Source organism: Ruegeria sp. CDSB136, assembly GCF_059610965.1.
Map to the genome: position 1 here is coordinate 27,693 of NZ_JBXWOP010000021.1, position 19,718 is coordinate 47,410.

Here is a 19,718-nt window from a genome sequence, read left to right on the forward strand (position 1 = left end):
GCTCTGCGTCCAAACGCTCACTCGAATGTCGTGTTGCCGCTGGGTCAGCAACCGTCATTCTTCAAAGAGTTGACCATTCTTCGGTTCTTTCCAGCTGCCTGGAGGTGAGCGGTTGTTTTCTTTGGCAGATCTTTGACGGAAAAGTCTTGGCAAGAAAACTGAAGCAGGCAAAACACTTACCTAACCTAAAGTCGAGTTTATCTGAAAAGCGTCAAAGCGATTCAAACCCCTTCGAACCGCCGGAATGCCAGAGCAATCAGGCCCGCAATCGCCATATAAACGAGCGCAAGCAGCAGCAGTGGTTCGTAGACGATAAAGGTGTCTGCCCGAACCCGGGAAGAAACTGCATAGATCTCGACCACTGTTATGGTCGCCACCAGCGGGGTTGCCTTGAGTTGCAAAATTGTTTCGCCACCCAAAGTCGGCAGCACGTTGCGGACTGCCTGCGGCAACCAGATCCGGCGGAACATGGTGAAACGTGGCATGCCAAATGACTTTGCGGCCTCAAGCTGCCCTTTCGCCACCCCGGAAAACGCGCCGCGCATTACTTCGCCCTCATAGCCCGCGAATGACAAGGTCAGCGCGAGCACTGCATAGGGCCACGCCTGGCGCAGGTACGGCCATAGTTCCGATGCGCGGATCCAGGGAAACTGGGGAAACAGAGAGCCCAGCCCATAATACAGCAACCAAATCTGCAGCAGCAGCGGCGTGCCGCGAATTATGGTGCAGAATACCCGAGCTGGAGTGGCCAGATACCAAGGCCCGACCGCCTGCGCCAATCCAAGCGGCACAGCCAAAAGAAAGCCCAGAACAGTTGTAACAACCAGAAGCCAAACCGTGGTCCAAAGACCTTGCAGTGCCAAGGGCGCATATTTTGGGATCCAGTCCCAGCGCAGCGATAACGCGCACCAGATCACCAATGCCGCAAACAGAAGCATCATAACGATGCGGTGCGGTTGCATCAGGGCTTTGAATGTTGTCATGCGGCGTCCCCTTTCAGCGAAGGTTGACCGCGCCGTGCCCATTTCTCAATTCGGGCAAAAACCACACCCGAAAACAGGGTCACCATAAGATAGAGGAAGCCCGCCGCCAGAAAGAAAGTGAAATAGGCCCGGGTGCTGCTTGCCGCCTGCCTTGTTTCCAGGGTCAATTCACTAAATCCGACAACGGCCAGCAACGCCGTGTCCTTGGTCGCGATGAGCCACAAATTGGCAAGCCCCGGCACCGCAAACCCCATCATCGCGGGTATCGTTACCCGACGCATGATCATGAAAGCTGGCATTCCGTAAGACTTTGCCGCTTCGATCTGTCCCACCGGAACAGCCTTGATGGCACCGCGCAGAACTTCGGTGGCATAGGCCCCCTGCACCACGCCCAACACCCAGATGCCTGCCGCGATACCGTTGATTTCAACCCGGCCTCCGCCGACCGCCTCAGAAATCTTGTTGATGATATCACTGCCGACGTAATAGAGGATCAGGATCAGCACCAGCTCAGGTACCGCCCGGATCACAGTCGTGTAGATAGCGAGAAGGTCGCGTGTGACCTTCCCGCCGTATAGCTTTCCATAGGCTCCGAACAGCCCGATTACCAGCCCCATCCCAAATGCGCCGAAGGCGATCTGCAGCGAATTGGCAAGCCCGCGCAGCAGGTTGCCTCCCCAGCTTGACAGCGACAGCAACTCGGCGCTGGCGCCGAGGCCCAGTGTCTCGAACAGTCCGGTCACAACAGCGCCTTAGTAGATGCTGGTCGTGAAATAGCCCGCGGTGATTTTCTCGTGGGTTCCATCTGCCAGGATCGCCGCGATCCCTTTGTTGAGCGCCTCCAATAGCTCGGTATCGCCTTTGCGCACACCGGCACCAACACCACGGCCCAGGATCGCCGGGTCATCCGCAACGGCACCCTTGATCTCGCAACAGCTGCCATTGTCCGAGTTCACGAAGTCGGCCATGGCAATGCTGTCCGCCTGGGTCGCGTCGATGCGGCCCGCGAACAGGTCCTGATTGGCCTCGTCCTGCGTTTGGTAGACCTTCAGCTCTGCGTCCTTGAAGTATTCCTGCGCGTAAGCCTGATGAATGGTCGAGGCCTGGATGCCGACAATCTTGCCCGCCAGCGACTCCGGGGTCGGTTCAATGTCCATCGACTTGTCCGCCACGATCACCGCCGGGGTGTTGTAGTAGGGGTCGCTGAAATCGATGGTTTTAAGGCGCTCTTCGGTGATCGACATCGAAGCCATGATGGCGTCGATCTGCTGGCCGGTCAGCGACGGGATGATGCCATCCCACGCAACAGGCGTGATCACGCAGTCCAGTTCCGCCGCAGCGCAGACGGCACCGATCACCTCAATTTCCCAGCCGACCCAATTGCCCGAACTGTCGGGTGAGGCAAACGGAGGATAAGGCTCGGCTGCGATGCCGATCTTGACCTGTTCAGCGGCAGCGGCGCCTGAAGTCAGAACGGCCACGGCAGAGGCCGCGGTCAGAAGTGCTTTGAGTTTCATAGGTTTCTCCCTGTTGATATTATTCGGTTTTTTGTGTGCTACCCGACAGAACTGAGGAACTGTTTCAGTCGTTCGGATTGCGGGTTTCCAAAGATCTCGGCAGGCTTCCCCTGCTCTTCAATACGGCCCTGATAAAGGTAGACGACATGGTTCGCGACTTCGCGCGCGAACTTCATTTCGTGAGTGACCAGCAGCATGGTGCGCCCTTCGGCGGCAAGGTCGCGGATCACTGTCAGAACTTCGCCCACAAGTTCAGGGTCCAGCGCTGATGTCGGTTCATCAAACAGCATGGCGGAAGGGTCCACCGCCAATGCCCGGGCAATTGCAGCCCTCTGCTGCTGCCCGCCAGAAAGGTAGGCGGGAAACGTGTCTTCCTTGCCGCCCAGCCCTACCCGACGCAACAATTCGTGTGCGCGTTCGATCGCCTCGGATTTCGGAACCTTCAGGACATGCACCGGCACCTCGATCACGTTTTCCAGAAGGGTTCGATGTGTCCACAGGTTGAACTGTTGAAACACCATCGCCAGCTTGGTTCGGATCCGTTCAATTTGCTTCTGGCTGGCCGGGCTGCCATCAGCCCGCATCGCCACTTCCTCACCGCCAATCACGATCTTGCCTGAGCTTGGCGTCTCAAGAAAATTGATACAGCGCAGCATGGTCGACTTGCCCGACCCCGAGCCGCCGATGATCGCCACGACGTCACCTTGATGCGCGGTCAGATCCACGCCTTTCAGCACCTCCAGATTTCCAAAGGACTTGTGCAAATCCTCGACCCGGATCGCCTCGCGGCGCGTGTCCGTCAGCTGAACTGATGCAGTGGCAGTGTCCATTTTCCGTGACCCCAAAATTCTGATTGCAGTAAGCCGTGAACCTAGTAATTATGCAAGTGTATAATTACAACCGCCAGAAAAAAGGAACTGTCGTGAGCGAAGAGCGCAAAAAATTCAGGCGGGAATCGGCTGAATCCCGGCAGGAGGCGCTGATTCTGGCCACGCTTGAGCTGGTGGCCGAACAAGGCGTGCGCGGGGCGACGGTGCGGGGAATCGCCGAGCGCGCAGATGTCACCCAGGGACTGATCCGGCATTACTTCAGTTCCAAAGAGGAACTGATCGTCGCCGCTTACGAGCACCACATGAACACAATGACGGATCAAACCTTTGCCCCGGCAAACGGCGCGGCGGCCAGCGCACGCGCCCGGTTGATTGCTTTTGTGACGGCGTCTTTGACAGCCCCGGTTGTCGACTCAAGGGCAATCGCGCTGTGGGCCAGCTTTCTGAACAAGGTGCAGCGCGACCCACAGATGAAGGCGACGCACGAACGCACATACGCCTATTTTCGCGACCAACTGGAGGGGCTGATCGCCGCTTCGATGAAAGAAGCGGGCCGCGCCCCCTCTCCCGCCCACCTGCGTCAACTGGCCATCGCCTGCAACGCGGTTATTGACGGCCTCTGGCTTGAGGGCGGCGCGCTTCCCGATGCTTTTGCGCCGGGCGAACTGGTCGAAATCGGGCTGCAATCCGTTTCCGCCATCATTGATTTGGATCTAACGCAGGAGATTGAGCGCCAATGAGGCTGACAGCAATTACCGAACGGCTGGCCGGTTTGGGCGGCGGGAAATGGGAAGTGCATCTGAAAGCACGCGCTATGGTCGACGCCGGGGCCGATATCGTGGAAATGACCATTGGCGAACCAGATGTTCCAACCCCAACTGAACTGTGCGACGCGGCAGCGGCCGCGCTGCAATCGGGTCGCACAGGGTATTCCAACGGACGCGGCGAAGCCGGACTTTGCGCAGCCCTGGCCGAGGCCTACACCGTAACCCGCGGACGCCGCTTTCTGCCAGAGAACATCCTTTGCTTTCCCGGCACCCAGACTGCCCTATTCACTGTCATGCAGGGCGTCGCAGAAGTTGGCACCGAGGTTCTGGTAGGCGATCCAATGTATGCCACCTATGAGGGCGTGATCCGAGCGTCAGGTGCCGAGCCGGTGCCGGTGCCGCTACGCCCCGAAAACGGATTTCGGTTGCAGGCAGAAGACATTGCCGCGCACATTACGCCCCGCAGCAGCGCCATTCTTCTCACGACTCCGCACAACCCGACAGGCGCTATCCTGACGCCCGAGGACGTTCGGAAGATTGGTGAACTCGCGATAGAACACGATCTCTGGATAATATCCGACGAAGTCTATGAGCATCTGATCTTTGAGGGTGCAGAGTTTGCTTCTCCCCTCTCTGATCCGGCGCTGGCAGACCGGGTCATTGCAGTCTCTTCGATCTCCAAATCACACGCCGCCCCCGGTTTTCGCAGCGGCTGGTGTGTGGGCCCGGCCGAGTTCTGCACCGCGCTGCTGCCAGTCTCGGAAACTATGCTGTTTGGCAACCAACCCTTCATTGCTGACATGACAGAAAGAGCCGTGCGCAAGGGGTCATCGGTGGCTGCCGGTATGGCGTCGCGCTTCGCGGCGCGTGCTGCACTGCTGGAAAGCCGTCTGCACACCGAAACCGGGCTGACCGTCCACCGGCCCGATGCCGGCATGTTTGCCTTGGTCAACGTCTCGGCCAGCGGATTGGACGGCGACGCTTATGCCTGGGACCTGCTGGAGCATGGTGTTTCGGTCATGCCCGGCTCTGCCTTTGGCGAAAGCCTCAGGGACTGGGTTCGGGTTGCTCTCACCATTGACGACGACAGTTTTGTCACCGCACTGGACCGCATCGTCGCCCACGCAAACCGCAAGAAACGGAGCGTTGCATGAACAACCAAACTGTCGGCGAAGCGCTGGTCGCCGAGTTGAAGCAAAGGGGTGTCTCCTGTGTTTTTGGCATTCCCGGCGTGCATACGGTCGAGCTTTATCGCGGTCTTGCAGCCTCTGGCATCCGTCACGTGACACCACGACACGAACAGGGCGCTGGCTTCATGGCTGACGGCTATGCCCGTGTCTCGGGGAAACCGGGCGTTGCCTTTGTGATCACGGGTCCTGGCCTGACAAAAACGCTGACGCCAATGGCCCAGGCCCGGGCGGACTCAGTCCCAATGCTGGTGGTTTCAGGCGTTAACGAACGCAGCACCTTGAATCGGGGACTTGGCCATCTGCACGAACTGCCCGATCAGCACGCGCTGGCCAAAACTGTTGCGCTGGTTTCCGAGCATGTCGAGCAGGCTCACGACCTGGGCACCGCTCTGGACCGCACTTTTGCCCCCTACTCCACAGGTCGACCCGGCCCAACTCACATCCAGATCCCGCTGGATGTCGCAGGCCTCGCTGCGCAGAGCGCCGTGGCCCCGAGTGCCAAGGCCCACCCGGCATTGAACCCAACACGGATTCAAGACGCGGCAGACCAATTATCGGCGGCGAAGAAAGTGGTCATCCTTGCTGGCGGCGGAGCAAAATCGGCCGGAACGCAGTTGCAAGCTCTGGCAGAACGCCTCGATGCGCCGGTCGTGCAAACCGTGAATGCCCGCGGGTTGATGCATGGCCATCCGCTTACCGTACCAGCAAGCCCCAGCCTGAAGTCCGTCCAAGCACTGATCGAAGATGCCGATTGCGTCCTCGCTCTGGGGACCGAACTGGGCCCCACCGACTATGATATGTATGCAACTGGGAAAACGGCGGCCATGTCCCGGCTTATACGCGTTGACATTTGTCCGCACCAGTTGGCTCGCCACGATGTCGCGATTGCTATAGAAGGCCGAGCTGACGAAGCTATGACCGTGTTGTTGAAAGCTCTACCCGGCAAATCAAACCAAAACGCAGGGGTGGCCCGCGCTGAAAAGACCCGCACCGCCGCGTATGAAGAGATCGGTCCGAACTATCGTGCTCAGGTCCAAATTCTGAACGAAATGCGCAATGCGGTGCCGGGCGCGCTTATGATTGGAGATTCCACTCAGCCGATCTATGCGGGCAACCTCTACTACGACCACGACCGCCCCGGCGGCTGGTTCAATGCGGCCACCGGATATGGCGCGCTGGGCTACGGTATACCTGCCGCCATCGGCGCTGCGATCGCCGCCCCGGACGCCCATGTCATTTGTATCGCTGGCGATGGCGGCGCTCAGTTTTCGCTGCCCGAGATCATGGCCGCAGTGGACGAAAACCTGCGCATCACCTTTGTTCTTTGGAACAATCACGGTTACGGCGAAATCGCGACCTCGATGGAAGCCGTGGATGTGAAGGTGATCGGGTGCGACCCGACCCCGCCTGAATTTTCCGCCGCGGCTGCCTCGTTCGGCATACCCTACACACGCGTATCACCAGACCCAAGTGCCATTGCGACTGCTCTGGCAGTAGCCAGCGCACAGAATTGCCCCTCCATTCTGGAAATTGACATTGCCGGAAGCAATCCGGATCAGGAGTGACCAATGCGAAATCCGACCTTTGAATTTACCCGGGCCATCACCCGTAGGCCCGCCTCGACCATTGCTGACGGTCTGCGCGCTGAAGACATCGGAAATCCCAGCCTTGACGGTATGCGGGCTGCCCATTCAGCCTATGTCGAAGCCCTGCGCAGCACCGGGGCCGAGGTGATTGAGCTTGAGCCGCTCGACGCATTCCCGGATGCCCAGTTTGTCGAAGACACTGCGCTGTGCCTGCCGCAAGGTGCTATCCTGATGCGACCCGGCGCGCCCTCGCGGCTGGGCGAGGTGGCTGAAATGGCACCGGCAATCCGCGCCTGCTATGACGATGTCCGCGAAATCAAAGGCCCCGGTCATGTCGAGGGTGGCGATATTCTGGTGACCGGACAGGAAATCCTTGTCGGCCGCTCTGACCGCACAGATGCTGCTGGCGTGGCAGAACTGGCCGAGATCGCCAGTGAATGGGGCCACGTCCTGCGCGAAGTCTTCACGCCGGACGGCGTCTTGCATTTCAAAACGGATTGTTCGTTGATGGATGCCGAGACGATCCTGTCGACCAGGCGCCTTGATGCGTCAGGCTGTTTCGAAGGCTACAGAGTCCTGCATGTGGCCGATGGTGAAGAAGCCGCCGCAAATGCTATCCGCTTCAACAACCTTGTTCTTATGGCCGCTGGTTTTCCACGCACGGCAGAGATGTTGGACAGAGCGGGATATGAGGTTATCCAGATCGACAACACCGATTGCGCCAAGCTGGACGGCGGCATGTCTTGCCTGTCCCTGCGGTTTTGATCAGTCGGGCAACGCGTCAAGAATAGAGTCTCGGTCCAAGGCACGGTTCTGGCAATAGCACTGGCGGAACTTTCCGCCTGTGTCGGACCCCTATCGAAACGGAGACTACACGGTCGGAGATGATAGCTTCACCATAGGCAACCTCCCGCTGAACTGTGTTTCAATTACCCTCACGAGTAATTAACGGGCGAGTTGTAACAGTCGTAATGGAACTCAGTTTCTCAAAAAAAACCGTCTGCGCACAACAAAATTGCGAGCGAAAAGGACTACCTCAGGTTCTTTGTTTACAACCTGACAACAACATTAACTGAAAGTGAACAATGTATTCTCTATGTGTTCAACCGTTTTCGACCATAGTGGGTTCACTAAGTCGGGCGGAACGAAATGCGTCCGGTTTGATGGAAGGGAACATGCATGGAAAAAACTACCACAGCGATTGCGATGCACACCCCCCCCGCGGCAAAGCAATCATCCAGCGCTGTCGTCTGCAGCGGCGTGTCGAAAAACAAAGATTCGAGCAGCGGTCGCTTCCCTCCTATTGAAAACGCACTCATTAATATTGTGAATAACAAGCGACTGATTGAGGCGATGAGGGACGTCTGAGTTACCGCAGACGATCTCTCGGTTCCCTTGGGTGTCGTCTTCCCCGGGAACAATACGAAGCTAAAGCCCGCTCTGCGCCAGAGCGGGCTTTTTCTTTGCGTATTCAGATGTGATCCGAGTTATGTCTTGGTGTTCAGTAGGTGATGGGCCAGCCAAGGGGTTGGAAATGATTTGGCTGGCCCGACCTCTCGCGCCTCCGAATTCGGAAAGGCGCGAAACTCCTGACTTACAACCCCAGCAACGCCTTGACCGCCGCTTCGACTTCATCTGTGACCGGCTTGTTGGCCGCATTCTCCAACGCCTCACGTTCCCTAAGCGCCTGATCCTCCAGCTGGCCCTGCAGGTCTTCAACTTCAGAAACAGCGTCGTCGTAATTGCTTGCAGCTTCCTGTTCGGCAGCTAGCTCGGCAGCGGTGTCCCTGGATTCCTGCAGTTCGTCATTCGCCTCGTCCAACTGCGCTTCGATATGGGGGTCTGTACCCCCGGCGTCGGCAAGTTCCTGTTCCAATTCCGCCACGCGCTCTTCATCCGCGCGCACATCAGCTTCGGCCGCTTCGAGATCATCTTCGATTTCACCTATGGGACGTGAAGGTGGTTCCAGCCCGTCCAGAAGATCTTGGGCGTCTTGCAGGTCGTCGCGCAGTTCGTCTCCTTCCAGAACCGTATCGCGGTATGTTGCAATACGACCGACACGCGAGTTGGGCGCGGCGTTTTTCAGAGCGGTCTCACTGGCGTGAGCGGCATTCAACGCACCCAGTTCAGAGGGGTGTGCGCCCAGAATTTCAGCCCATGATTCGTCTTTTTTACGGGACAGAGGCCGAACGGATTTTGCAACCTGCACGGTAGACTCGGTGCTCCGCGTCACGCGCTGCGATTTCCGCTTGGGTTTTTCTGTTCGGTCGCTGGATTTCTTGCCCGTAAACAAATCTTTCAGAGAGAAATTGCCGCTCTTTGACGTGTTCGATTTCCCGCTTCCGGAAGCGGACTTTCTGCCACCTGTCTTCCCGGCAGACTTCTTGCTGCCGCCTTTGGAAGTCACTTTGCCTTTGGCGTTTTGACCCTTTCCGGCACCTTTGTTCCCCTTTCCGGCGTTATCGTTGCCCTTGCCGCCACCTTTACCACCACCTTTGCCGCTGTCGTTTCCGCCGCCTTTACCTCCTCCTTTGCCGCCGCCATTCCCGCCACCTTTTCCTTCTTTCGCATAAGCAATGTCGGGAAACGTGAACGCCGCGACGATCGCGGTTGACCCAATCAGGGAGATCGCGACTGCGGAGGCTTTAAGCAGACCGGAAAATTTGGTTTTCATAACGGACCTCACGGGCTCAGTGTTGCTTCAGGCGTCAACATTTCATGTTGGACGCAAATGTATTTGACCCCATTTGACCATATTATGGTTGAACTCACGCCTAACTGCTGGTTCATCACCAGTTCACATTGAAGCCGGTAGAGTTTGAGTATGTTTGTGCGGCTAAGACTTTCAGGATTGGGGAACCTGCTTGCAACTGCGGGATTGATTACCTGGTTTTTGACAGGTGATGGCAACGCTGCTGTGCGCGAGCTTAAACAATCCGAATTGCGGCACGCCACAACATCAGGTGGTGCCATTCGCCTGAAGAGGGTTATCAGAGGCGTTGAAAAGGTTTTCGGCGGAACCCCCGTCGACGCCCGCGCCTTTGAATCCGATAAGGTTTACTATCGTATCCTGGTCAAGAAACCTGACGGGAAGATCATCAGCGTCATCGTGGACGCCCAGACGGGTGTCGTCGTGTCCAACCGGTCTCGCGTCAGCCGCGAGATTACAAATGCAGCGCGGGCGAAACCCGGCAATTCGGCCAATTCCGGTAGCGGAAGCGTGCAGAATACCAATAGCAAAAGTGCCAACAGCGACAGCAGAGGTAATTCCGGCAACAATCGCGGCGGCAATGGAAACGCTGGTGGCAACGGGAATGGAAACGCCGGTGGCAACAGTGGCGGTAATGGCGGCGGCAACGGTGGCGGCAATGGCGGCGGCAACGGTGGCGGTAATGGCGGCGGCAACGGCGGCGGTAATGGCGGCGGCAACGGCGGCGGTAATGGCGGCGGCAACGGCGGCGGTAATGGCGGCGGCAACGGCAATGGCGGTGGCAAGAAATAACTGATGATCCGTCATCAATTCGCCTGTAGTTTCAAATCATGAGAATCCTACTTGCAGAAGATGAACCGCGCCTGTGCGAGCAGATCAAAAAACTACTGAGCGCCGAAGGTCGGATCGTCGATGTAGTCCATAGCGGGGTTGATGCTCTGCATATGGGGTCGACTGAACCCTACGACATGATCATTTTGGACATCGGCCTTCCGGAACGTGACGGGATTTCCGTTTTGCGAGATTGGCGCAGTGCCGGAATAAAGACGCCTGTTCTGATCCTGACCGCCCGAGACGGCTGGAGCGAGCGGGTGGACGGTCTGGATGCAGGTGCGGATGACTATATGACCAAGCCTTTTCACATGCCCGAGCTGGCGGCCCGCGTCCGTGCGATTTTACGGCGACAGAGCGGACAGCTGAACCCGGTCATCGAAATGGGAAGCGTCCTTTTGGACACAAGAAACGGGCGTGTCTCCGTGGACGGAATTCCGGTTGATCTGACCGCACAGGAAATCGCCGTCCTCACCTATCTGGCCCATAACCCCGGGCGCCTGATCTCGCGCACTGAATTGTCGGAACATATCTATGAGTATGACAAGGATCGGGATTCCAACACAATTGCCGTATTTATTACGCGCCTGCGCAAGAAGCTGGGACCGGACCTGATCACAACGGTTCGGGGTCGCGGATACATGATCGATTCTGCCTGATGCTTTCGCTGCGACAACGGGCACTGCTGGGCGGAATATTGTCCGGAGCGATGTCTGTGGGTGTGGGCACGCTGGCGGTTTTTTCCTACATCGATTCCCGGGTTTCCCAGCAGTTCGATACAACGCTTCGGGACCGGCACACACAACTGATCGTTGGACTGAGTGTCACCACCGACAATCCCGAAGCACTGCGTGATCTGATTTTCGATCCGGCATACAGTACTCCATATTCCGGGCGATACTGGCAGGTGACAAGTGAGGCTGGCGAAGTTTACTCTTCGGCTTCCCTTTTCGATGAAACCCTCGCGGAGCCGCAAGATGCACCCGACACAGTTATGCTGTGGAACACCGATGGTCCGGAGAATGAAGCGGTCCGCGGCATATACCAGAAGATCACCTATGAAGATGGCACGATCTGGGGCATCAGCGTCGCTGAAAACCGCGACAAGCTCATCGCGGAACGCCGGGCCGCACAACGCAGCCTAATCCCGGTTTTTGGGCTGGTTGGCCTGATAGGCATCGCTGGTTCGCTGTTGCTGATGTCGGCCATTCTTGGGCCGCTTCGCAAACTGCGGTCAGATGTGGCCCAGCGTTGGGACGTGGACGAAGACCTCAGACCGGAAGACTACCCCGAGGAAGTGTCGCCGCTTGTCCAGGACCTCAACCAGCTATTGCAACGCAACCGCGACATCGTCTCCGGGTCCCGCAGGCAGGCGGCTGATCTTGCACATGCGCTGAAGACACCGGCCGCGATTTTGCAGAATGAACTGGATAGTTTGTCCGAGGCCGGGGTGGACATCAAAACCGCACAGGAATCTCTGGATCGGATCGATGCGCAACTTGGCCGCTCTCTGGCGCGAATGCGCGCGATGAACACTGCCGAACTGACCCATTCCCGTACAGACCTGTCAAATTCCATCGACCGGCTTGCAAAGCTGTTTTCCCTGATGGCCGAGCGTGAACAGAAGACATTAAAGGTGGCGACCATTCCCGGCCTGTGGGTTCGAATGGACAAGCAGGACATCGAAGAGGTTCTAGGAAACCTTCTGGACAATTCAATGAAATGGTGCCGGCAGATTGTGCAGGTGACAACGACGCGGCAGGACCAGTTTATCGAAATTCGGATCGAAGACGACGGACCGGGAATTCCCGAAAATGACCGACGCGAAGCGCTTCGTTCCGGGGGCAGGCTCGACACATCCGTCACCGGCAGCGGCTTGGGGCTGGCAATCGCAGTGGATCTGCTCACGGCATATGGTGCCAGTCTTGATCTGGGCAGGTCGGAAGAACTCGGTGGTCTGAGGTGCAGTATCGTGATCCCATTGGGTTCTCATGCTGGCGCCAGTTGAAGCATGGCGGTCCAGCTTACGGGAATGGGTAAAACTCGAATTTTCTTATTTATCCACTGGTGCTTAGATCAGTTGTTTCAAGCTCGATTGGATGCAACTACCGATCCGGTGGCGATGGAATGATCCCTAAGAGCAGCATAGATTTCATGGGCATCTCGCAGTCGCGAAAGTTCAAAGTTCTCGGTCCTGACCAGGTCGGGTTTTGAATGAAAATACTGTTCAAAGCTTTGGGTGGCGGGTGACAGCCCAAGCAAGTCATACAAGGTTTCCATGGTTGCCTGTGGGGCGCTGCGCAGGTCGTCTTGAAACAGCAAAATGCACTGATCCTTATGCTTCAGAAGCGCCTTGAAGGCGCAGATCCAGTAGTCCAGCCAATAGTCCAGACTATGTGTGTCTTTGCCGACCGGATCGAAGTCCGTAAACAGGAAGGGTTTATGCAGATCTCCGAACTCGAAATGTCCGATATCGGCCATGTATCCAGTAACGAAACTGTCCCGAGCCTGAAGCTTGCTGAAATTGTTGTGCTGGCGAAGCAGAGACTCGGCATGGCATTCCGGTCGCCGAACCGGAACCACGATCCGGCAATCCGGGAAGGATTTGAGCAGATAGGGAATTCGGGCAATGTTCGCGTTATTCTTCGAGCAATAGCGTGTTTTCGGCACGTCATTTGGACCCGCCTGACAGTTTCGCGCTCTGATGATGCAGTTCATGTGCTGTCGCAAAAACTGGTCTGCCAGAGGGTCTGTGTCGCCAACGTCCCAAAGTGGAATCGAAGCCCCCCGGTAGCGCTCTGGCCAGAACGCTTTCCAAAGCACTTCCTCGAACGCTTCCGGGCTATCAAGGTCGATCTCCATCCCGTCGCCGTGGGCGCGTTGCCGCCGCCGGACGCCGCGATGCTGACCGCCGGCTATTTTGTTCCACATAACAGGAGCCGTAATAAATGGCATATCCCGGTACATATGCGTAGCCACTTCGGGCGCATCGTGCAGTGCGTTAAGGACCGCCGTTGTGCCGCCGCGAGCGAGAGAGGTTACGAACACGGGTTGTTGTGCATCCGACGTGGAAGATTGCCTTACCAGGCGATCTTCTAGCCGCGCGCCCAGTTTCAGCACCGCCGGGCCTGAAAATGCAAGATTATGCACAAACTGGTCAATCGACGAGTACTGACCCCCTTCAGTATCTTCCGAAGCATCGGCACGACGTAGCCAGCTGACAATCTTGACGCCCGCAAAGGCAACAACCGATACCACAACGATGTAATCCAGGCGAAGCATGAGCCCAAGTACCGTTTCACCTGCCACAACGCCCGCCCAATCCGCCAATGCAATCGGCAAACCCGCCGCAGTCAGGGCCAGCGCGATGCGCCATGTCAGATTCAGACCGCCCGCCAACAGCTTCAACCCCGCCTGCCTTGCAGCCTTTTCCTTGGCGTCGTCCGAAAGCTGATTGTCAAACAGTGCAGTGACACCCGCCATGCAGGTGCTCACAACGTTTTGGGCCGTCCCTGCAATGTTTGTTAGCCACAGGGCCAGAATGAACCCTGCAACCGCCAAAAGAGAAACAGCTAACGCTGACGTCATGGTGTGGAGTCGTTTTCGGAACCGGCCCTTTTCTTCCGCCCCCCGACCCACCGCTTGAGCGGGAACCAGACCAGACCGACGATCAGAAAAATCACACCCAGAATGACAGCAACCGTAACGGCTATCGCGCCCAACCCTGCTCCGGGGCCGATATAGGCTTGTGCCGGGCTCGGCAGCAGTAAAAAGACGGTGCAGATAACCAACATAGGCTGGGCGATGCGGCCTACGAGCGTGTGTTTGCTAAGCCGGTTCATTATGTGCATTCCTTCCAATCGACTTCAAAATAGTCCGGTGGATAGAGTTTCGAATTGGTGATCTCACCAACAAATTCGTCATCATATTCATTTACATATTCCCAGATCACCTTGCCTGTTCTGTCCACTTCCAGAACGCGCCCGGCGTCAAACTCGGTGATCAGTATACCGCCGTTTTCCAGAATTTCATGCTGCCCGCGTACGACCGACAACATCTCCTGCCCCGGTTTGCTTCCGAATACGACTTCCGTTTCGCGGCTTACCGGATCAATCGCCATGATATTGGTGTCGCGGGGCGCATCCAGCCGGGTTTTCTCGGTTGGCGTGTAGGACGTCAGGTAAGCGTTGTTGTTGAAGATGGAAATTTTCCCGTCCGAGCGAAACTCGGGATCGTGCTGCCGGACCCAGGGACCCGTCTGGTGCCACTTTACTTTCCGGGTGGTCGCATCAACCACCATCACAAGATTGAGCCCCCGCATAGAGACCACCCAATCTCCTGCGCTGAACGATGGAAACTTGTCCGCCAATTCCAAAGGCAGCTCGTCAATTTTGTTGGCATGAACCAACTCATTACGCGCCACATGCGATGGCTTAATCTCACGTCCGTTGGCAGTCAGCAACGCGGACAGCCCGCTGTCGATAATGATGCCGGGTATCGAAATGCGCTCAAGGACCTGACCCTGTTGATCGAGTCTCAGGATGGTGTCTTCCAGTATCATCTCGTTTGTTGCGGGGGTCGAAAAGGGTGGAAAGCGATCAACGACTTCAGATGCCATCCATTCGTCCCGGCCAAGCGTCAGGTATCCTCCGTTTTCCGATGTAACTATCGAGTGGTGGGTTTTTTCGTTGAGCGTCCAGAGAACCCCGGAACATCGGTCCAGCTTGACAGCCCCGCAATACTCATAACTGAAGACAAGCTCGCCTTTCTCGGTCAGCAATGCGCCATGAACGTCCGTCATCAAAGGGTTGTTGAGATGACCGCAAGGGCGTGTGTCGGCATCGGGAAAATGCTCAGTGTAACTCAACGACCACTTGCGGATGACGCTGCCGTCACGGTTCACAAGCCTGGCCTGGTTCTCACCGTCAAAGAAACCCATCAGCAGAATGGTGTCCTGACGGCCCGGCTGACGATTGATTACAACACCGCTGCCTTGTTTGCGCGTCGGCTGAAGATGTTTATGGTATGCCCGCGCCTCTCGTGTCAGCGATTTGTCCACGAACAGGACTTTGTAAACTGAGCGGAGCTGTGGAACAGGCGGCCAGCTCTTTCTTTGCGCGACTATCCCGAAAAGCACCGAAGAAAAAACAACGGTGATGAACAGACAAGCCCAGAACATCCGTTCGGGCAGCTTTTCGAACTTAGGTTTCTTATTGCCCACTTTACTCATTATCAACAAACTCAATACTCAAACATGGCACCGGACACGCGGCTCAGATTCGTAGCCCAACGTTCTGTTAGCCAGTTGAACTCGCTTCCATTGAGGCCCGGAGAAACTTCTGACGTTCAAACCTGTAGTTAGCCCCCTGGAAGTTCGAGGTAGAGGTCGAAGACCGTATCTTACCAACAACCCAGCCTTCTTCGAACGTTTTGTTTCTCCCCTCAAAACACGTGCATTTCACTTAGCTTCACAGCCTCAAGGTGACTATGCTTGACCAGCTTTGAACGCACTGAAAACGCCCCGTTCATCTTCAGTTAATTTTACTGTTTGAAAGCAAACGGATACGCCTTTCTAGGAAGCTCATCCAAAACTAGCACTACTGAAGTCACATGGTGCTATCTTGTGGAGCTTTCCAGAGCTGCATCGTTTTGGTTCGACAGGGCCCTCGTGCAACAAGTTCATCACACCACAATATTCGATTTCGAACATGAGTGTAGATTTGTTGCGTCTCTGTGTGCTCTTTTTAACCGTTAAAGAGGGAGGGGACAGATAAATGAGACGACCACTCGGAGCCGGGCTTATTTGGCTATTCCTTTGGTTCGCAGCGATTTCAACTACGTTTCCTGCCAGCGCGCAAGAAACGACGGCCGAGCAGGAAACCGTTGAAGTGGAAGATAGTAGTCTTCTGGATGAGGTCGTCGATCAGGCAATATCGGCGGATGACTTGGAAGTCCTGCTTGTCCCCTTGACCGCTGAGGAGCTTAGCGAGGTCGCAACCACTTGGCAGGGATATGTGCGCTCTCAGCTCGAAGACATCGCTCAGGTTAATCTGAAACTCCGGTCAGCAAGCGAAGCTCAGGAGGATGGCTTGAGATCGCAGTTGTCATCCTTGAATGACACCGGATCCGATATTTTGGACAACTATCGCGTGGTGCTCGAGGCATGGACATTGAAAGGTGCGAAGGCCGAAGATCTGACGCCGCACACCGACTATATTCTCGCTCTGAAAGCCGGCGCGCTAAAAACAACTGATCTTCAAACGCTTTTCCAGAACGCCTGGGCCTGGCTGATTTCCTGGGACGGGGGCATCGGTCTGCTGATGGCTGGTCTGGGCGTCTTGCTGGCCGTCTGGGCCATGATGTTCGTCGCCCGAATGGTGCGACGGGTAACCGAACGTGGGCTAAACAAAATTCCGACGATTTCGAGGATGCTGAAAAGGTTTGTGGCCACAACCGTTTATTGGGCTGTTTTTGTCCTTGGCATATTGGTCGTTTTGGCGCTGTTCGGCGTAAACGTTACACCCCTGTTTGCCATACTGGGCGGTTTGTCCTTCATCCTGGGCTTTGCGTTGCAAGAAACGTTAGGCAACCTGGCAAGCGGCCTGATGATCATGGTCCTCAAACCGTTCGACACTGGCGACTATATACAGGTCGGCGGTTCATCGGGCTTTGTGGACGAGATGTCCGTGGTTTCAACAAAAATCAGAACATTCGACAACCAGATTATCGTGGTTCCGAACAGCAAGATTTGGGGTGACGTGATAACCAACGTAAGCGCGTCGGAAGAACGTCGCGTCGATCTGGTTTTCGGCATCGCGTATTCGGACAACGCGGCCCGGGCAATTGAGGTTCTCAAAGATCTGGTGGCGCAGCACAAGCTATGTCTGAAGACGCCAGAACCCGAGGTTTTTGTAGGAGAGCTGGGAGACAGTTCGGTCAATATCTTCTGTCGCCCATGGTCCAAGTCCGAAGACTATTGGACAGTCTATTGGGACCTCACTGGGCAAGCGAAAGAGAAGTTCGACCAAGAGGGCATTTCGATCCCCTTCCCACAACGGGATGTTCATCTGATACCCGTAGAGGGAGCAAAGTCATGAGAGCTGTATCGCTTTGGTTCGCGTCCTTTCTACTTGTGTGCGGTGTCGCATTTGCCCAGTCAGAAGAAGCACTTACTTCACAGGAAGAAAGAGAAGATCCTGAATTCGTAGCTCCGGTCGTTGTCGACGGTGAGGAGTTGTTCGTGGTTCGAGGCTCAAGCGCTTTGCCTGCCACGGAACGAGCCAGAAAAATCGAAGAACGGATAGCCCAGGTTGCTGATGCTTCCAACAAATCAACTGTCCAATTGTTGATTTCGGACGCTGAATTCGGGAAGCTGATCCGCGCCGACGGGCAAATGGTTACGATAACCACCCAAGCGGATGCCGAGCATGAACAGATGGCGATTGAAGTCCTGGCCGGGCTGCAAGCAGAGGCGATCGAGGCTGCGATCCTGCAATACCGGGATGCCAGGTCCAATGAGGGCAGAGTCGACAGCGCGATGGCTGCATTTGCTTGGACGGTGATCTTTGCCCTTGCGTCTTATGGGTTTTTTGCAAAGCGGCGAAAGCTGTTGAGATATATCAGAAATAACCTGGAGAAGAGAGCAGAAGGCGTCGAGGAAGCCACCAAGTCGATCTTGAGAAGCAGGGCAATTGCCTCGATCATCGTTTACTCGATCCACATATTGATGTGGGTCCTGTTTCTGTTCTTCTTTTACTATTACCTTTCATTGGTGCTGCTGTCTTTCGCGGAAACACAGGACATCGCCCAGATCCTTTTGAAATACGTCAGCGAGCCGCTCATCAGTGTCGTGTTGGCTATCGTGGGGTACATCCCAAACCTGATCATGCTTGTGATCATTGCCGCTGTGACGCGGATGGCAATTCGCGGCATCGATCTGTTCTTTGAAAACCTTGAGAGCGGCGCGTTCGAACTCAAGGACTTTGAAGATCACTGGATTGCACCCACGAACATGTTGGTCAGGGCTTTGATCATCGTGATCGCGCTGGTGTTTGCGTACCCCTATATACCGGGATCTGACTCCCGTGCCTTTCAGGGTCTGACAATTCTGGCCGGCATCATGGTTTCGCTTGGCTCGAACACCGTTGTTTCAAACATGATGGCTGGTCTGTTCGTTATCTACAGGCGCAGTACAAACGTAGGTGATCGCATTAAGGTCGGCGACAAGATCGGGGACGTCACCGAAATAAAGCTGATGGAAACTCTTATCAAATCCATCAAAAACGAAATGATAAGTATTCCAAACGCGCAGCTTCTCAATTCCGAAGTCATAAATTACTCGCGAAAAGTGGATGGTCGCGGGATATTGGTGCATACGACGGTGGGAATTGGATACGAAGAGCCACCAAAGAAGATCAAGGCGATGCTCGTGGAAGCAGCCCATCGCACGCAAGGATTGAAAAAGAACCCTGAACCATTTGTGCTTTGGACCCAGTTGGCCGACTACGCAATCAACTATGAAATCAATGCGTACACGTCTCGTGGATCGAGCCTGCCCAAGATACTGTCCGATCTTCATGAGAACATTGTCGACGTGTTCAATGAAAACGGAACACAGATAATGACACCGTCCTACATTGCGGACCCACCAGAACCGAAAGTTCCGACAGAGGAATGGGACGGAAAGCTCGCGAGTACAGCCGAACATACCAAGTGACCTTGCCTCCTCTGGGAACAGTTGGATCGGTGCCGCGCTACAGGTAGAGTTACAGATGTAGTCTTCAGAACGATTTGAGGTTTCAGATGATCAAATGGGCACTGTCCGCAGCTTTCGTGCTTGGTGGGAGCTATGCTTTCGCTGCCGGTATGGAACAATGGGGTGAGTCCGGAGACTGGAAAATCCTGATTGATCCTGAGAAAGGCAACGGGTGTCTCGCCTGGAAACCCTTTGAAAACGATATGACGGTCGAAATAGGGGCCGCCCCCAAGCAGGGTGGTGGCTTTTTCGCTGCCTACAATCCGGCCTGGGATCAGATCGAGGATGGGGCGACGGGGATTGTTAAGTTCGATTTTGGTGACGCGAAGTTCGAAGGCGAAGCGGTCGGTGTTTTCAAGAATGGCGTCCCCGGAGGTTACGCCTATTTCGATAACCCCGCATTTGTAGGTGAATTCGGAAAGCGCCAAAGCGTCACGATCATTGGTGAAAGCGGAGCCGAGGTAGAACTCGATTTGAGTGGGTCCGCCAAAGCCATTGAGGTCGTTCTGGCGTGTCAGGCCGAACAGCCGCAACCGCTAAACGAATAAG

The 19,718-nt window shown here is 55.9% G+C and carries 19 protein-coding genes; 10 read left to right on the forward strand and 9 right to left on the reverse strand.

Translation table 11 applies throughout. From position 1 onward, the window contains the following. Positions 1-221 precede the first annotated feature (221 nt). The 4 genes from AC2FIR_RS19930 to AC2FIR_RS19945 are packed head-to-tail and all read right to left on the reverse strand — an operon-like array spanning position 222 to position 3,330. The gene (locus AC2FIR_RS19930) at positions 222-983 is read right to left on the reverse strand and encodes an ABC transporter permease (RefSeq protein ID WP_170617148.1); all 762 of its coding nucleotides are present in this window, start codon (positions 981-983) and stop codon (positions 222-224) included. Further along, the gene (locus AC2FIR_RS19935; protein WP_170617150.1) at positions 980-1,726 is read right to left on the reverse strand and encodes an ABC transporter permease; all 747 of its coding nucleotides are present in this window, start codon (positions 1,724-1,726) and stop codon (positions 980-982) included. Before AC2FIR_RS19935 ends, AC2FIR_RS19930 begins: the two co-directional genes overlap by 4 nt. A 9-nt stretch (positions 1,727-1,735) precedes the next feature. Then, the gene (locus tag AC2FIR_RS19940; RefSeq protein WP_170617152.1) at positions 1,736-2,500 is read right to left on the reverse strand and encodes a transporter substrate-binding domain-containing protein; all 765 of its coding nucleotides are present in this window, start codon (positions 2,498-2,500) and stop codon (positions 1,736-1,738) included. Positions 2,501-2,538: 38 nt separating this feature from the next. Beyond that, complete coding sequence (locus AC2FIR_RS19945; protein ID WP_170617154.1) at positions 2,539-3,330, reverse strand: ABC transporter ATP-binding protein; 792 nt, start codon at positions 3,328-3,330, stop codon at positions 2,539-2,541. A 92-nt stretch (positions 3,331-3,422) separates the two neighbouring features. Between AC2FIR_RS19945 and AC2FIR_RS19950 the strand changes: the two genes are divergently transcribed. From AC2FIR_RS19950 to AC2FIR_RS19970, 5 genes are all read left to right on the forward strand, one after another. Then, entirely contained in the window at positions 3,423-4,070 is a 648-nt protein-coding gene (locus tag AC2FIR_RS19950; RefSeq protein WP_496762937.1) for a TetR/AcrR family transcriptional regulator, read from the forward strand. Continuing rightward, complete coding sequence (locus tag AC2FIR_RS19955) at positions 4,067-5,251, forward strand: pyridoxal phosphate-dependent aminotransferase (RefSeq protein WP_496762939.1); 1,185 nt, start codon at positions 4,067-4,069, stop codon at positions 5,249-5,251. The genes AC2FIR_RS19950 and AC2FIR_RS19955 overlap by 4 nt, the downstream gene beginning before the upstream one ends. Beyond that, the gene (locus AC2FIR_RS19960; protein ID WP_496762941.1) at positions 5,248-6,852 is read left to right on the forward strand and encodes a 5-guanidino-2-oxopentanoate decarboxylase; all 1,605 of its coding nucleotides are present in this window, start codon (positions 5,248-5,250) and stop codon (positions 6,850-6,852) included. The genes AC2FIR_RS19955 and AC2FIR_RS19960 overlap by 4 nt, the downstream gene beginning before the upstream one ends. Positions 6,853-6,855: 3 nt before the next feature. Further along, complete coding sequence (locus AC2FIR_RS19965; protein ID WP_496745481.1) at positions 6,856-7,638, forward strand: dimethylarginine dimethylaminohydrolase family protein; 783 nt, start codon at positions 6,856-6,858, stop codon at positions 7,636-7,638. Between the two features lie 414 nt (positions 7,639-8,052). Next, on the forward strand, positions 8,053-8,241 hold the full coding sequence (locus tag AC2FIR_RS19970) for a hypothetical protein (RefSeq protein ID WP_170617162.1): 189 nt from the start codon (positions 8,053-8,055) through the stop codon (positions 8,239-8,241). A gap of 226 nt (positions 8,242-8,467) precedes the next feature. Here the strand turns inward: AC2FIR_RS19970 and AC2FIR_RS19975 are convergent, their stop codons facing one another. Further along, positions 8,468-9,547 carry a hypothetical protein gene (locus AC2FIR_RS19975; RefSeq protein ID WP_496745482.1) on the reverse strand — a complete coding sequence of 360 codons (1,080 nt, stop codon included), beginning with the start codon at positions 9,545-9,547 and terminating at the stop codon, positions 8,468-8,470. 285 nt (positions 9,548-9,832) lie between these two features. Next, positions 9,833-10,393 (reverse strand): hypothetical protein, encoded by a 561-nt coding sequence (locus AC2FIR_RS19980; RefSeq protein WP_496762945.1) that lies wholly within the window; start codon positions 10,391-10,393, stop codon positions 9,833-9,835. A gap of 20 nt (positions 10,394-10,413) precedes the next feature. Here AC2FIR_RS19980 and AC2FIR_RS19985 point away from each other — a divergent pair, with 20 nt between their 5' ends. Then, on the forward strand, positions 10,414-11,073 hold the full coding sequence (locus AC2FIR_RS19985; protein ID WP_170808303.1) for a response regulator transcription factor: 660 nt from the start codon (positions 10,414-10,416) through the stop codon (positions 11,071-11,073). Then, positions 11,073-12,422 carry an ATP-binding protein gene (locus AC2FIR_RS19990; RefSeq protein WP_480908847.1) on the forward strand — a complete coding sequence of 450 codons (1,350 nt, stop codon included), beginning with the start codon at positions 11,073-11,075 and terminating at the stop codon, positions 12,420-12,422. The genes AC2FIR_RS19985 and AC2FIR_RS19990 overlap by 1 nt, the downstream gene beginning before the upstream one ends. Before the next feature lie 77 nt (positions 12,423-12,499). On the opposite strand, the gene AC2FIR_RS19995 is transcribed toward AC2FIR_RS19990, so the two are convergent. The 3 genes from AC2FIR_RS19995 to AC2FIR_RS20005 are packed head-to-tail and all read right to left on the reverse strand — an operon-like array spanning position 12,500 to position 15,635. Next, a complete protein-coding gene (locus AC2FIR_RS19995) occupies positions 12,500-14,002 on the reverse strand; it encodes a sulfotransferase (protein WP_496745486.1) in 1,503 nt (500 codons plus the stop codon). Further along, the gene (locus AC2FIR_RS20000) at positions 13,999-14,256 is read right to left on the reverse strand and encodes a hypothetical protein (RefSeq protein WP_496745488.1); all 258 of its coding nucleotides are present in this window, start codon (positions 14,254-14,256) and stop codon (positions 13,999-14,001) included. Before AC2FIR_RS20000 ends, AC2FIR_RS19995 begins: the two co-directional genes overlap by 4 nt. Continuing rightward, positions 14,256-15,635 (reverse strand): arylsulfotransferase family protein, encoded by a 1,380-nt coding sequence (locus tag AC2FIR_RS20005; RefSeq protein ID WP_496762949.1) that lies wholly within the window; start codon positions 15,633-15,635, stop codon positions 14,256-14,258. The genes AC2FIR_RS20000 and AC2FIR_RS20005 overlap by 1 nt, the downstream gene beginning before the upstream one ends. A gap of 553 nt (positions 15,636-16,188) precedes the next feature. On the opposite strand from AC2FIR_RS20005, the gene AC2FIR_RS20010 reads away from it, so the two are divergent. The 3 genes from AC2FIR_RS20010 to AC2FIR_RS20020 all read left to right on the forward strand — a co-directional run bounded on the left by AC2FIR_RS20010 (position 16,189) and on the right by AC2FIR_RS20020 (position 19,717). Further along, on the forward strand, positions 16,189-17,511 hold the full coding sequence (locus AC2FIR_RS20010) for a mechanosensitive ion channel family protein (protein ID WP_496745492.1): 1,323 nt from the start codon (positions 16,189-16,191) through the stop codon (positions 17,509-17,511). Then, positions 17,403-19,130 (forward strand): mechanosensitive ion channel family protein, encoded by a 1,728-nt coding sequence (locus AC2FIR_RS20015; RefSeq protein ID WP_496762951.1) that lies wholly within the window; start codon positions 17,403-17,405, stop codon positions 19,128-19,130. Before AC2FIR_RS20010 ends, AC2FIR_RS20015 begins: the two co-directional genes overlap by 109 nt. Positions 19,131-19,216: 86 nt before the next feature. Further along, positions 19,217-19,717: a hypothetical protein gene (locus AC2FIR_RS20020; protein WP_496745494.1), complete on the forward strand. Its 501-nt coding sequence runs from the start codon at positions 19,217-19,219 to the stop codon at positions 19,715-19,717. Position 19,718: the final 1 nt, after the last annotated feature.

Coding starts and splice junctions, on each gene's coding strand:
- AC2FIR_RS19985 (WP_170808303.1), top strand. CDS start 10,414: ATGAGAATCCTACTTGCAGAAGATGAACCGCGCCTGTGCGAGCAGATC.
- AC2FIR_RS20020 (WP_496745494.1), top strand. CDS start 19,217: ATGATCAAATGGGCACTGTCCGCAGCTTTCGTGCTTGGTGGGAGCTAT.
- AC2FIR_RS19940 (WP_170617152.1), bottom strand. CDS start 2,500: ATGAAACTCAAAGCACTTCTGACCGCGGCCTCTGCCGTGGCCGTTCTG.
- AC2FIR_RS20010 (WP_496745492.1), top strand. CDS start 16,189: ATGAGACGACCACTCGGAGCCGGGCTTATTTGGCTATTCCTTTGGTTC.
- AC2FIR_RS19930 (WP_170617148.1), bottom strand. CDS start 983: ATGACAACATTCAAAGCCCTGATGCAACCGCACCGCATCGTTATGATG.
- AC2FIR_RS19945 (WP_170617154.1), bottom strand. CDS start 3,330: ATGGACACTGCCACTGCATCAGTTCAGCTGACGGACACGCGCCGCGAG.
- AC2FIR_RS19960 (WP_496762941.1), top strand. CDS start 5,248: ATGAACAACCAAACTGTCGGCGAAGCGCTGGTCGCCGAGTTGAAGCAA.
- AC2FIR_RS19975 (WP_496745482.1), bottom strand. CDS start 9,547: ATGAAAACCAAATTTTCCGGTCTGCTTAAAGCCTCCGCAGTCGCGATC.
- AC2FIR_RS20000 (WP_496745488.1), bottom strand. CDS start 14,256: ATGAACCGGCTTAGCAAACACACGCTCGTAGGCCGCATCGCCCAGCCT.
- AC2FIR_RS19990 (WP_480908847.1), top strand. CDS start 11,073: ATGCTTTCGCTGCGACAACGGGCACTGCTGGGCGGAATATTGTCCGGA.
- AC2FIR_RS19955 (WP_496762939.1), top strand. CDS start 4,067: ATGAGGCTGACAGCAATTACCGAACGGCTGGCCGGTTTGGGCGGCGGG.
- AC2FIR_RS19970 (WP_170617162.1), top strand. CDS start 8,053: ATGGAAAAAACTACCACAGCGATTGCGATGCACACCCCCCCCGCGGCA.
- AC2FIR_RS19995 (WP_496745486.1), bottom strand. CDS start 14,002: ATGACGTCAGCGTTAGCTGTTTCTCTTTTGGCGGTTGCAGGGTTCATT.
- AC2FIR_RS19965 (WP_496745481.1), top strand. CDS start 6,856: ATGCGAAATCCGACCTTTGAATTTACCCGGGCCATCACCCGTAGGCCC.